Source organism: Shinella oryzae, from assembly GCF_023038235.1.
Classification (GTDB): Bacteria; Pseudomonadota; Alphaproteobacteria; order Rhizobiales; family Rhizobiaceae; genus Shinella; species Shinella sumterensis.
Genome location: NZ_CP081987.1, coordinates 192,365 through 203,457, shown reverse-complemented (window position 1 = coordinate 203,457; position 11,093 = coordinate 192,365). Strand labels below are relative to the sequence as shown.

15 protein-coding genes are annotated in these 11,093 nt (G+C 65.3%); 6 read left to right on the top strand and 9 right to left on the bottom strand.

Features of this window, described 5'->3' with window-relative positions; all coding sequences use genetic code 11:
• Positions 1-2: 2 nt before the first annotated feature.
• Entirely contained in the window at positions 3-656 is a 654-nt protein-coding gene (locus K6301_RS01020; RefSeq protein ID WP_247218725.1) for a response regulator, read from the bottom strand.
• Positions 657-724: 68 nt separating this feature from the next.
• Positions 725-1,153: a hypothetical protein gene (locus tag K6301_RS01015; protein WP_134650849.1), complete on the bottom strand. Its 429-nt coding sequence runs from the start codon at positions 1,151-1,153 to the stop codon at positions 725-727.
• A 106-nt stretch (positions 1,154-1,259) separates the two neighbouring features.
• On the opposite strand from K6301_RS01015, the gene K6301_RS01010 reads away from it, so the two are divergent.
• From K6301_RS01010 to K6301_RS01000, 3 genes are all read left to right on the top strand, one after another.
• The gene (locus tag K6301_RS01010) at positions 1,260-1,607 is read left to right on the top strand and encodes a DUF952 domain-containing protein (RefSeq protein ID WP_247218724.1); all 348 of its coding nucleotides are present in this window, start codon (positions 1,260-1,262) and stop codon (positions 1,605-1,607) included.
• Complete coding sequence (locus tag K6301_RS01005; protein ID WP_247218722.1) at positions 1,607-2,692, top strand: quinone-dependent dihydroorotate dehydrogenase; 1,086 nt, start codon at positions 1,607-1,609, stop codon at positions 2,690-2,692. The genes K6301_RS01010 and K6301_RS01005 overlap by 1 nt, the downstream gene beginning before the upstream one ends.
• A 136-nt stretch (positions 2,693-2,828) precedes the next feature.
• Positions 2,829-3,008 carry a DUF2934 domain-containing protein gene (locus K6301_RS01000; protein WP_247218719.1) on the top strand — a complete coding sequence of 60 codons (180 nt, stop codon included), beginning with the start codon at positions 2,829-2,831 and terminating at the stop codon, positions 3,006-3,008.
• Positions 3,009-3,023: 15 nt separating this feature from the next.
• Here the strand turns inward: K6301_RS01000 and K6301_RS00995 are convergent, their stop codons facing one another.
• From K6301_RS00995 to K6301_RS00975, 5 genes are all read right to left on the bottom strand, one after another.
• Positions 3,024-3,206 carry a hypothetical protein gene (locus K6301_RS00995; RefSeq protein WP_247218717.1) on the bottom strand — a complete coding sequence of 61 codons (183 nt, stop codon included), beginning with the start codon at positions 3,204-3,206 and terminating at the stop codon, positions 3,024-3,026.
• Positions 3,203-3,457: a hypothetical protein gene (locus K6301_RS00990; RefSeq protein WP_247218713.1), complete on the bottom strand. Its 255-nt coding sequence runs from the start codon at positions 3,455-3,457 to the stop codon at positions 3,203-3,205. Before K6301_RS00990 ends, K6301_RS00995 begins: the two co-directional genes overlap by 4 nt.
• 88 nt (positions 3,458-3,545) lie before the next feature.
• Positions 3,546-4,907, bottom strand: a complete 1,362-nt coding sequence (locus tag K6301_RS00985; protein WP_247218712.1) for an MATE family efflux transporter — start codon at positions 4,905-4,907, stop codon at positions 3,546-3,548.
• 26 nt (positions 4,908-4,933) lie between these two features.
• Entirely contained in the window at positions 4,934-5,422 is a 489-nt protein-coding gene (locus K6301_RS00980) for a CAP domain-containing protein (RefSeq protein WP_247218710.1), read from the bottom strand.
• A 2-nt stretch (positions 5,423-5,424) separates the two neighbouring features.
• A complete protein-coding gene (locus tag K6301_RS00975; protein ID WP_247218708.1) occupies positions 5,425-5,691 on the bottom strand; it encodes a DUF6460 domain-containing protein in 267 nt (88 codons plus the stop codon).
• Positions 5,692-5,834: 143 nt separating this feature from the next.
• On the opposite strand from K6301_RS00975, the gene K6301_RS00970 reads away from it, so the two are divergent.
• Positions 5,835-6,776 carry a class I SAM-dependent methyltransferase gene (locus K6301_RS00970; RefSeq protein ID WP_247218706.1) on the top strand — a complete coding sequence of 314 codons (942 nt, stop codon included), beginning with the start codon at positions 5,835-5,837 and terminating at the stop codon, positions 6,774-6,776.
• A gap of 55 nt (positions 6,777-6,831) precedes the next feature.
• A complete protein-coding gene (locus K6301_RS00965) occupies positions 6,832-7,467 on the top strand; it encodes a DUF6198 family protein (protein WP_247218704.1) in 636 nt (211 codons plus the stop codon).
• A gap of 3 nt (positions 7,468-7,470) precedes the next feature.
• Here the strand turns inward: K6301_RS00965 and K6301_RS00960 are convergent, their stop codons facing one another.
• Together K6301_RS00960 and K6301_RS00955 are read right to left on the bottom strand one after the other, a co-directional pair.
• Entirely contained in the window at positions 7,471-7,935 is a 465-nt protein-coding gene (locus tag K6301_RS00960) for a carboxymuconolactone decarboxylase family protein (RefSeq protein ID WP_247218702.1), read from the bottom strand.
• A 22-nt stretch (positions 7,936-7,957) separates the two neighbouring features.
• Positions 7,958-8,455 carry an RrF2 family transcriptional regulator gene (locus tag K6301_RS00955; protein WP_247218701.1) on the bottom strand — a complete coding sequence of 166 codons (498 nt, stop codon included), beginning with the start codon at positions 8,453-8,455 and terminating at the stop codon, positions 7,958-7,960.
• Positions 8,456-8,563: 108 nt separating this feature from the next.
• Between K6301_RS00955 and K6301_RS00950 the strand changes: the two genes are divergently transcribed.
• The gene (locus tag K6301_RS00950) at positions 8,564-11,086 is read left to right on the top strand and encodes a ligase-associated DNA damage response DEXH box helicase (protein WP_247218700.1); all 2,523 of its coding nucleotides are present in this window, start codon (positions 8,564-8,566) and stop codon (positions 11,084-11,086) included.
• Positions 11,087-11,093: the final 7 nt, after the last annotated feature.

The window sequence follows — 11,093 nt, the reverse complement described above, 5'->3', positions numbered from 1 at the left end:
CGTCAGGCCGCAGCCTGCGCGGCGCCGATCTTGCCGAGCTGGATGACCGCCTGGGTGCGGCTGTCGACATTGAGCTTCAGCAGAATGGCCGAGACATGGGCCTTGATGGTCGCCTCGGATACGCCGAGCTCATAGGCGATCTGCTTGTTGAGCAGGCCTTCGGCCAGCATGGCCAGCACGCGCGACTGCTGCGGCGTCAGCGTGCGCACGCGGGCGATGAGGTCTGCCACCTCGCCGTCCTGTTCGGGCGCGCGTACATAGCCGCCCGGCGTATAGACATTGCCTGACAGCACCGAGCCGATGCCTTCGCGGATATCGTCGATGGAGGCGGATTTGGAAATGAAGCCGGACGCGCCGAGGTCCAGTGCCCTGCGGATGGTGGCGGGATCGTCGCTGGCGGAAACGATGACGACGGGCAGGCTCTGGAACTCGGCCCGAAGCGCGATCAGGCCCGACAGGCCGCTGACGCCGGGCATGGCGAGATCGAGCAGCAACAGGTCGGCATCCGGACAGGCTTCGGCAGCCTTGCGCGCTGCCTCGAAATCCCCCGCCTCAACGATATCGGGATTGCCCGCCATTCCGGTCAGCGCCTGTTTCAGCGCGCCGCGGAACAGCGGATGGTCATCCGCAATGATGATCGTAAGTGCCGATGCCATGCGCTCCCTCCCAAGAGTTGATGGACCCTGCGACGGAACAGGCGCGGCTTAGCCGGCAAAACGCTCCGTCAGGTCTTCTGCGGGACCGCGTCCTTCCCGGGGGCGGGCTCCTCCTTGCCGTCCTCCAGGTTTTTCACGATCCCCATGAACCTTTGCATCATCTTTTCCATGATGCTCATGGTCCGGTCAATCTCTTCATCCGATGGTAGAGCAGGTTTTGCGGTTGACTGGCCGGTTGCAACCGCTTTTTCCAGCGCTTCGACGCGTTTGGTCAGGAGATCGAGTTCCTTTTCGAAGGCCGCGCGCTCGTCGGCCGCCATGCGGCAGACGATCTGCCCGTCCTTTTCCTGGCAGAGCGAAAGGTCGCCCGAGGCGGTATCGAGCCGCACGAAGCCGGTATCCGTCTTCTCCATGCGGTAGCGGCCTTCGCCTTCGGCATGGGCGGCGCCGGCGGCGAGCGCGGCAACGAGGGTCAGGGGAAGAGCAGAAATTCGCATGCAAAATCCTCCAAGAGCCGGTTTGCCGGGCTGTGGCCGGTGGACATTCGCCGTTCTTTGCGGCAAGCGCTAGCATGGAACGCGCCAGGCGGGAGAAACGGACGAGATGACCAAGACAATCTACAAGATCGTTCCGTCAAGTCTGTGGCAAAAAGCGAAGGCGGCCGGAATATTCGAAGGCGCGGCCATCGACCTCTCGGACGGCTACATCCATTTCTCCACCGCATCGCAGGCGAGAGAAACCGCCGCACGCCATTTCGCCGGCCAGGGCGACCTTCTCCTCGTCGCGGTCGACGGCGATGCGCTGGGCGATACGCTCGTCTACGAACCCTCGCGCGGCGGCGATCTCTTTCCGCATCTTTATGCCGCGCTTCCTCTCTCCGCCGTCCTCTGGGAGAAGCCCCTGCCGCTCGGGCCCGACGGCGCCCACCAGTTTCCGGAGATGCCGCTCTGATGTCATTGCTTTCCTCGCTCGGCCGCAAGGGCCTCTTCCTGTTCGACCCGGAAACCGCGCACGGCCTGTCGATTGCGGCGCTGAAGACCGGCATCGTGCCCGCCTGCCCGGCAAAGGCCGATCCGCGCCTCGCGCAGACCGTCGCCGGCCTGCATTTTCCCAATCCGCTCGGCATGGCCGCCGGCTATGACAAGAATGCGGAGGTGCCCGAAGCCCTCATCCGCCTGGGCTTCGGCTTTGCGGAGGTCGGCACGCTGACGCCGCGCGCGCAGGAGGGCAATCCCAAGCCGCGCATCTTCCGCCTCGTCGCCGACGATGCCGTGATCAACCGGCTCGGCTTCAACAATGCCGGCCATGCCGCCGCCCTCGAACGCCTGAAACGCTGCCGGCGCGATGCGCTGATCGGCGTCAATATCGGCGCCAACAAGGACAGCGCGGATCGCATCGCGGATTATGTGGCCGGCATCCGCACCTTCTACGATGTCGCCCGCTACTTCACCGCCAACATTTCCTCGCCCAACACGCCGGGCCTGCGGGACCTGCAGGCGAAGGAAAGCCTGCACGCGCTGCTGTCGTCCGTGCTGACGGCACGGGCCGAGGAAGCGACCCGCAGCGGCCGGCAGGTGCCGGTCTTCCTCAAGATCGCGCCCGATCTCACCGAAGAAGGCTTGGACGATATCGCCGAGGTGGCGCTGGCCCATCCGCTCGACGGGCTGATCGTTTCGAACACGACCCTCTCGCGTGACGGGCTGCGCGACACAAGCCAGGCCGGTGAGGCCGGCGGACTTTCCGGCAAGCCGCTCTTCGAGAAATCGACCGTCGTGCTTGCCAAGATGCGAAAGCGCGTCGGCGACGACCTGCCGATCATCGGCGTGGGCGGCGTTTCGGATGCTGAGACCGCGGCGGAGAAAATCCGCGCGGGCGCGAACCTCGTGCAGCTCTATTCCTGCATGGTCTATGCCGGCCCCACCCTGCCCGGCACGATCGTCAGTGGCCTCTCGCGCCTGTGCGATCGCGAGCAGGTGTCGTCGATCTCGGCGTTGCGCGGCAGCCGTATGGCGCACTGGGCCGACCGCAACATCTGACGACCGTTACGGAACAAAAGACAGTCCTAATGGATTCTTGGTGAGGCGGGTGGAGTGTTCGGCAAAAGCGGTTCACATCGACGGTAGCCTGCACCGACCCCGCCATAATGGCCGAATGGCCAAGGAGGGACGCACCATGGAAGACCAGGACGACAGGATTCGCAGAAGGGCTCATGAAATCTGGAAACAGGAAGGCAGCCCCGAAGGGCGGGAATATTCCCACTGGCTGCGCGCCCGAGCGGAGATCCGCGATGAGGATGCCAACACCATCACTCAGGATCTCTACAGGGTCGCGCAGCTGAACAGGTCGTTTTGAAGTGGCGGTGAACGCTCAGCGTTGATTTGAACGGATTTCGTCCAGTTTACCGATAACCACCGCTATTGCGAAGCAAACGGACCCGAGGCCGAAGGATATGGTTCCGAGAGTCAATCTTGGAACCGCTTCGGCCTCCACAATGAACAACAGACCGATTGCCATCTGGATCAGCGCAAGAAGGAAGACGGCGATCTTCATTTGATCACCGCGGCGCAGTCGAATTTGATGGCGTCCACCTCGCCGGAGGCGACGTTGTATTCACTCATCTGCAGAAACGAGCAGACGTAGATCTTTTCCTCGTTCTGCAGGAAGACATAGTTTCCGCTCGTCGATTTGATTTCAAATCCCTGTGCGGCGAGATCCAGAATGGTCGGCCGTGTTTGGGCGCTGGAAGCGGACGTCATCGCAATAAAAACGACGGTTGCGGTCAAAAGGCTTTTCATTTTCATCATAGACTCTGTCAGTTTCGTGTGTTCCGGGGAGCAAACGAAACGCAGAGTAGTCGGGCCAAGGCAGGGTTCAACCCTAAAAGCGCCTCTAGACGCGGCTTTGCCCGGCAAATTGCCGCCCCGCCAGCGCCGGCAGGCGCAGCGCCAAGAACAGGCCCCGGAAGGCGAGGAACAGGTTGAGCGCGAGCCACAGGCCGTGATTGCCCAGGAGCGGAACGAACAGCGCCAGCGCCAGGAGATAGCCGGCGAAGGCCGCCAACATCATGTTGCGCATCGCGCCGGACCATGTCGCGCCGATGAAAACCCCGTCCATCTGGAAGGCGAGCGCCCCGGTGACGGCCGTCAGCGCGGCCCAGGGCAGGTATTTGGCGGCTTCCGCGCGCACGCTTTCCGTCGTCGTCAAGAGGCCGATGATATCGGTGCCGAAGACGAGAAACAGCAGCGTCGTCACGATGCCGAGCCCGAAGGACCAGAAAAGCGTGAGCTTCACGGCGCGGTCGAAGGCCGGCCGGAAATTGGCGCCGAAGGCCCGGCCGACGAGTTGTTCGGCGGCATTGGCAAGGCCGTCGAGATAGTAGCCCGCGACGAGAAAGATGTTCATCAGCACGGCATTGGCGGCCAGCACCAGCGGGCCCATGGAGGAGCCGATGCGCGTCATGATGGCGAAGGCGCCGATCAGCACGAAGGTGCGGATCATGATGTCGCGATTGAGCGAAAACAGCGCCTTCAGCCGCTCGCGTTCGAAGATTTCCGCCCGCGCGGGCCGCTGCGCCCGGTCGAAGCGCGACACGACGAGCGCCAGCCCCGCCAGCATGCCGGTCGTCTCGCCGACGACGGCGCCCCAGGCGATGCCGGCGATGCCCCAGCCCCACCAGAGGCCGAGAACGATCGACAGGACGATGTTCACCCCGTTGATGATGGCCTGCAGCATCAGCCCCGTCATGCCCTGCCCGCGCCCCAGCACGAAGCCGAGCAGCGCGTAATTGCCGAGCGCCATGGGGGCGGCGAGCGCGCGGATGAGGAAATAGGTCGAGGTCACGACCGCGACATCCGGCGACGGCGCCATCAGGAACAGGCCGGCCGACAGCAGGAACGGCGAGAGCAGCGCGATCGCCAGCCCGCAACAGAGCGCGATGATGAGCGAACGCCAGTAGACCGCCTGCTCCTCGCGCCGGTCGCCCCGGCCGAAGGCCTGCGCGACGAGGCCGGTGGTAGAGGCGCGCAGGAAGTTGAAGCTGCCGAGCAGCAGGTCGAACAGGACGGCGCCCACGGCCATGCCGGCCAGCGCATTGGCCGAGCCGAGCCGCCCGGCCACGGCCGTATCGGTGAGCCCGATCAGCGGCGTCGTGAGAAAGCCGAGCGTCATGGGTATGGCGATGGAAAGCACCAGCCGGTGCGTCACCTCGAAGGGGCCGGCGCCTTCGTTTTCACCTACCGCCGATGCATTCATGCTCTACCCCCGGTGGCTTTACGTGTTCAGCTCGACAGGACCATCGCCCAGTACGGCCGGTTGCCGGAGGCGGGATTGGAGACGACCGCCACGCCGAGGCCGCGATAGCCGGCACCCAGCATGTTCGTCAGGTGCCGGGGCGAGCGATACCAGGCATCGAAGGCCGCCGCCGCCGTGCTCTGCCCGACCGCGATATTCTCGGCCGCCGGAAGCGGCACCTCCATGCCCTTCATGCGCTTGAGGAAATTCGCACCGAGGCCGATGTTGTGCTCCATCTTACCGGCAGACGCCATGCGGCTCGCCTGGTCCATCGCCGCGCGCTGCGCCTGTCTGTCGATGGTAAGCGGCGGCAGGCCGCGCTCTGCCCTCAGCTTGTTGACGAGGGCGAGCGAGGTGGCCGTCTGGTCGCTGCCCGTCCCGGCAGAGGGCGCGAGAACGCTGGTGGTGGAACAGCCTGCGGCGAGCGCGGCGATGGCGGCCGCGGAGGCGGCGAGGAAGGTGCGGCGTGTCAGCATGGTCAGCGCTTGTAGCTGAACAGGCGGATGAGGATGAAGATCGGCACGACGATGACGGCACCGAGCAGGAGATAGTCGCCAAGCCGGCCGAGCGTCTTGAAGCCGGTGTTCCAGAGATTCAGCACGAAATCGCGGGCGGCGAAGAGGATATCGTCGGGGTAGAGCCCGAAGATCGACATCAGGAAGCCCACGGCCACCGACAGGATCAGGAGCTTGATGATCACGCGCAGCGGCGAGTCGCCGAGGAACCCGTTCACGCCATTGGACATCCGCTGATTCTCCATAAATTCGTCTGCACTCCAGATAAGCCCTCGCCGATCCGGCGGCAAGCGAAGCCTCCGTGTGAGAATTCACTTGCGTTTTGTCATGGCCCTGCCATGTAGCGGCATCCGCTTCCCGTTTCCGAGCCCCCATGACGAGCCCGCATTTCTCCTCCGGCGATCTCATCGCCGACCGCCGCGCCGATTACGCCCGCATGTTCGCGGAATCGGGGGAGTATGCGGAGGCTGCGGAGCTGATGGAACAGGCGCTCGAACAGGTGCCCGGCTGGGCCGCCGGCTGGTTCCGGCTGGCCGAATATGCCGAGAAATCGGGCCAGAAGGAGGCGGCCGCCACGGCGCTGCGCACGGTCGTCGCGCTCGACCCGGCGGATATTTTCGGCGCCGGCCTCAAGCTTGCCGTGCTCGGCGTCACGGAAGCGCCCGCCGCCCCGCCGACGCCCTATGTCGAACGGCTCTTCGACGACTATGCCGACCGTTTCGACACCGCCCTTGTCGAGCGGCTGGAATACACCGTTCCGCAAACGCTCGCGGCCCTCGTGCGCAAGCATACTGGAGACGATGCGCGGTTCGGCCTCGTCTCGGATATCGGCTGCGGCACCGGCCTGTTCGGCGTGGAAATCCGCGGCAATGCCGTGCGGCTCGAAGGCTTCGACCTGTCTGCCGGCATGCTGGCCAAGGCCGGCGAAAAGGCGGTCTACGATCACCTCGCCCAGGCCGACCTGTCGCTGCCGGCCCCCGCAAGCGGCCTCTTTGCCGCTGGAGCGGAGGGGCGCGCCGATCTCGTCAGCGCCGCCGACGTGCTGATGTATCTCGGCGATCTCGCGGAAGTCTTTCCGAGCGTTGCCCGCCTTGCGCGACCGGGCGGGCTCTTCGCCTTTTCGGTCGAGGATGGCGGACCGGGCGAGACGCCGCTGCTGCGGCCCTCGTTGCGCTATGCCCATCCGGAAGGCTTCATCCGCCGCAGGCTTGCCGAAAACGGCTTTGATCTGCTGACGCTGGAGCGCAGCGTGATCCGCCGCGATGCCGGCGAGCCCGTGCACGGCCTTCTCTTCCTGGCCCAACGCCAGGCATAGGCTTGCGTCCGACGCGCGGCGCGATACAACAACAGAACACAAGCGGAGATCGGCCATGGACGGCGACAAGCGGCGTTTCGGCTTCTGGAATCCCACCCCCACGCGCCACACGCCGCTGGAGGATGCGCAGGGCCTGCTTGCCAGCAGCATGATCGCCGCATTGGGCCTTGCCCTCATGAGCAGCGCCGGGCTCGTTGCGAGCGGCACCGCCGGCGTCGCCTTCATCCTGCATTACCTGACCGGCTACAGCTTCGGCCTCTTCTACACGGTCGTGAACGTCCCCTTCTATCTGCTCGGCTTAAAACGCCTTGGCCGCGGCTTCACCGTCAAGACGATCATCGCGGTCTCGCTGACATCAGTGATTACCGAATTGCAGCCACATTTCGTGCGCATCGAGAGCATCCATCCCATGTGGACGGCGGTGCTCGCGGGCATCCTGCTCGGCTTCGGCCTGCTCGGGCTCTATCGCCACCGCGCCAGCCTGGGCGGCGTGGGCATTCTCGCCGTCTATCTTCAGGATCGCTTCGGCATACGCGCCGGCCTCGTGCAGCTTGCCTTCGATATCTTCGTGCTGGTCGCCGCCTTCGCGGTCGCTGCCCCGTTCATCGTGCTCTGCTCGGTCGTCGGCGCGGTGGTCCTCAATCTCTTCCTGACCATCAACCACCGCGCCGACCGCTATATCGCGATGTGAGCGTCATGCCGCCTTCGTCGCTGCATCCAGCGGGTGCTGGCTGCGGAAGCTGACGGCGACGCGGTTCCAGATGTTGATCGTGCCGATCGCGATCGTCAGCTTGGCGATTTCGGCCTCCGTGAAAAAGGCCTTCAGCGGTTCGTAGGCCGCGTCAGGCGCTCCGGTGTCGGCCACGCGCGTCACGGCCTCGGTCCATTCCAGAACGGCGCGTTCGAGCGGGGTGTAGACGGGCGATTCGCGCCACACCGACAGGAGGTTGATCCACTGTTCGGACAGGCCGTGATGGCGCGCCTCCTTCACATGCATGTCGACGCAATAGGCGCAGCCGTTGATCTGCGACGCGCGCAGCTTGATCAGATGGATCAGGGCCGGCGCGAGGCCGGAATCCCGCGTGATATAGGTCTCCAGCCCCATGATCGCCTTGTAGGCATCGGGCGCCACCTTGTAGCCGTTCAGTCGTTCCTGCATGGTCGTTCTCCGGTTGTGGGCGTCATGCGCCCTGTTTGCGTTCATGAATGGCCAGAAAGGCGCAGCCGCGCGCCGCAATCGAGCCGTCGTCGCCTGCTGCCACGTCGGCGAGGATATCGGCCACCGTCACGCGCCGCAGTTCGGCGCGATAGGCCTTCTCCGCGCGCAGCATGGCGGCATTGATCTCGCACGGCCGCGTCGGCTTGCCGGGCAGCGGGTTGGGGCCGCGCTGGCGGATTTCCAGGCAGCGGAAGGCAGGTTCCGGCCCCTCGACGGCGAGCACGATATCCAGAAGCGTGATCTGCTCGGCCTTGCGCGCCAGACGGTAACCGCCCCGGGGGCCGGGCAAGGTGGAGAGCAGGCCGGCCCCGGACAGGGCCTGGAGATGCTTCAACAGATAGCTCGTCTTCACGCCGTGATACGCCGCGAGCGAAGCGGCCGACAGCACGCCGTTGGCGGAAAGCTGCGCGAGCATCGCCACGCTGTGGATCGCCTGTTCGACACCTTCACTGAGCTTCACTGGCACCTCCCATAATCATGGACAACAATTATCCATGATTCTTTTCCGAGTCAATCGCCGGCCTGCGGTTCTTTTCTTTCGGGGAGGATGGACTAGCTTGTCTTCGACATGACCGATTCCGCCGAAGCCGCCCGTGCCCTGCTGCCCGCGACCTTCTCTGCATGGTTCGCAGGCAAGGGCTGGCAGCCGCGCGCCCATCAGATGGAGCTTCTCGCGCGCGCCACGGCGGGCGAGAGCCTGCTGCTCATTGCGCCCACCGGTGCGGGCAAGACGCTGGCCGGCTTCCTGCCGGCGCTGACGGACCTGACGCGCCGCGGCAAGATTCCGCCGGGCTCGGCCTTCACGGGCATCCACACGCTCTACATCTCGCCGCTGAAGGCGCTGGCCGTCGACATCGAGCGCAACCTGATGAAACCCGTCTCGGAGATGGGCCTGCCCATCACCATCGAGACGCGCACCGGCGATACGCCGCAGGCCAAGCGCCAGCGCCAGCGGCTGAACCCACCCGATATCCTTCTGACCACGCCCGAACAGGTGGCGCTGCTCATTGCCAACGGCGAGGCGGCGCGTTTCTTCAAGGACCTGAAATACGTCATCTTCGACGAGCTTCATTCGCTCGTCACCTCCAAGCGCGGCCACCTGCTGTCGCTCGGCCTCACGCGCCTGCGCCGCCTTGCGCCCGGTCTCAGGACCATCGGCCTTTCCGCCACCGTGGCCGAGCCGATGGACCTGCGCCGCTGGCTGGTCGCGCAATCCGCCGATGAGGAGAACCATGCCGGTCTCGTCACCGCGCCGGGGGGCGCAAGGCCCATCATCACCATCCTGAAAAGCGAGGAGCGCGTGCCGTGGTCCGGCCATCAGGCGAAATACGCCATGCCGGAGGTCTATGAGGCGATCAAGCAGCACAAGACGGCGCTGCTCTTCGTCAACACGCGCAGCCAGGCGGAAATCCTCTTCCAGGAACTCTGGAACATCAACGAGGATACCCTGCCGATCGCCCTGCACCACGGCTCGCTCGATGTCGGCCAGCGCCGCAAGGTCGAGCAGGCCATGGCGGAAAACCGCCTGCGCGCCGTCGTCGCCACCTCGACGCTCGATCTCGGCATCGACTGGGGCGATGTGGATCTCGTCATTCATGTCGGTGCGCCGAAGGGCGCCTCGCGGCTCGCCCAGCGCATCGGGCGCGCCAACCACCGCATGGACGAGCCGAGCCGCGCCATCCTGGTGCCCGCCAACCGCTTCGAGGTCATGGAGTGCCAGGCGGCGCTCGACGCCAACTATATCGGCGCGCAGGATACGCCGCCCGTCGGCGATGGCGCGCTCGACGTGCTCGCCCAGCATGTGCTCGGCATGGCCTGTGCCGCGCCCTTCGATGAGGACGACCTCTTTGCCGAAGTCACCTCCGCCTCGCCCTATACCGGCCTGCCGCGCGAGAAATTCGGCCGCATCGTGCAGTTCGTCGCGACCGGCGGCTATGCGTTGAAGACCTACGAGCGCTATGCCCGCATCCGCAGGACGGCGGACGGCCTCTGGCGCGTCTCCAATCCCGGTGTCGCGCAGCAATACCGGCTCAATCTCGGCACCATCGTGGAAATGCCCATGCTCAATGTGCGCATGGTCAAGCGCGGCGCGAAGGGTGCGGTCGGGCGCGGCGGCGCGTCGCTCGGCAAGGTGGAGGAATATTTCCTCGAAATGCTCTCGCCCGGCGATACCTTCCTGTTCTCCGGCAAGGTGCTGCGCTTCGAGGGCATCCGCGAGAACGAATGCCTCGTCAGCCAGGCTTTCGCGCTCGACCCGAAGGTGCCGGCCTATGCCGGCGGCAAGTTCCCGCTCTCCACCTACCTCGCCGATCAGGTGCGCGGCATGCTGGACGATCCCGCACGCTGGGGGGCGCTGCCCGATCAGGTGCGCGACTGGCTCGCCTTGCAGCGCGACGTCTCGTCCCTGCCCAGGCGCGACGAGCTGCTGATCGAGACGTTCCCGCGCGGCAGCCGGCATTACATGGTGGCCTATCCCTTCGAAGGGCGGCTTGCCCACCAGACGCTCGGCATGCTGCTGACGCGCCGGCTGGAGCGCGCCGGCCGCCGGCCGCTCGGCTTCGTCGCCACCGATTATTCGCTCGCCATCTGGGCGCTGGACGACCTCGGCCATGCCTTTGCCGTCGAGCGCCCGTCGCTGTCGGCGCTCTTCGACGAGGACATGCTGGGCGACGACCTGGAGGCCTGGCTCGACGAAAGCTACATGCTCAAGCGCACCTTCCGCAATTGTGCCGTGATTGCCGGCTTGATCGAGCAGCGCCATCCGGGCAAGGAAAAGACCGGGCGGCAGGTCACCGTTTCCGCCGACCTGATCTACGACGTGCTGCGCAGCCACGAGCCGGACCACATCCTGCTCGAGGCAACACGCAACGATGCGGCGGCGGGGCTTTTGGATATTCAGCGATTGGGCGATATGCTGGCCCGAATCAAAGGGCACATCACCCACCGGCAACTGACCCGCATCTCGCCGCTCGCCGTGCCGATCATGCTGGAGATCGGCAGGGAAACGGTGGCGGGCGAGGCGCAGGATTCGCTGCTGGCGGAAGCCGCCGACGACCTGATCGCCGAAGCCATGGGCGGGCCTGATATTTAGGAAAGAC

Excerpts from the sequence above, each read along its gene's own strand:
- K6301_RS01020 (WP_247218725.1), bottom strand. The coding sequence starts at position 656 with ATGGCATCGGCACTTACGATCATCATTGCGGATGACCATCCGCTGTTC.
- K6301_RS01015 (WP_134650849.1), bottom strand. The coding sequence starts at position 1,153 with ATGCGAATTTCTGCTCTTCCCCTGACCCTCGTTGCCGCGCTCGCCGCC.
- K6301_RS01010 (WP_247218724.1), top strand. The coding sequence starts at position 1,260 with ATGACCAAGACAATCTACAAGATCGTTCCGTCAAGTCTGTGGCAAAAA.
- K6301_RS01005 (WP_247218722.1), top strand. The coding sequence starts at position 1,607 with ATGTCATTGCTTTCCTCGCTCGGCCGCAAGGGCCTCTTCCTGTTCGAC.
- K6301_RS01000 (WP_247218719.1), top strand. The coding sequence starts at position 2,829 with ATGGAAGACCAGGACGACAGGATTCGCAGAAGGGCTCATGAAATCTGG.
- K6301_RS00995 (WP_247218717.1), bottom strand. The coding sequence starts at position 3,206 with ATGAAGATCGCCGTCTTCCTTCTTGCGCTGATCCAGATGGCAATCGGT.
- K6301_RS00990 (WP_247218713.1), bottom strand. The coding sequence starts at position 3,457 with ATGAAAATGAAAAGCCTTTTGACCGCAACCGTCGTTTTTATTGCGATG.
- K6301_RS00985 (WP_247218712.1), bottom strand. The coding sequence starts at position 4,907 with ATGAATGCATCGGCGGTAGGTGAAAACGAAGGCGCCGGCCCCTTCGAG.
- K6301_RS00980 (WP_247218710.1), bottom strand. The coding sequence starts at position 5,422 with ATGCTGACACGCCGCACCTTCCTCGCCGCCTCCGCGGCCGCCATCGCC.
- K6301_RS00975 (WP_247218708.1), bottom strand. The coding sequence starts at position 5,691 with ATGTCCAATGGCGTGAACGGGTTCCTCGGCGACTCGCCGCTGCGCGTG.
- K6301_RS00970 (WP_247218706.1), top strand. The coding sequence starts at position 5,835 with ATGACGAGCCCGCATTTCTCCTCCGGCGATCTCATCGCCGACCGCCGC.
- K6301_RS00965 (WP_247218704.1), top strand. The coding sequence starts at position 6,832 with ATGGACGGCGACAAGCGGCGTTTCGGCTTCTGGAATCCCACCCCCACG.
- K6301_RS00960 (WP_247218702.1), bottom strand. The coding sequence starts at position 7,935 with ATGCAGGAACGACTGAACGGCTACAAGGTGGCGCCCGATGCCTACAAG.
- K6301_RS00950 (WP_247218700.1), top strand. The coding sequence starts at position 8,564 with ATGACCGATTCCGCCGAAGCCGCCCGTGCCCTGCTGCCCGCGACCTTC.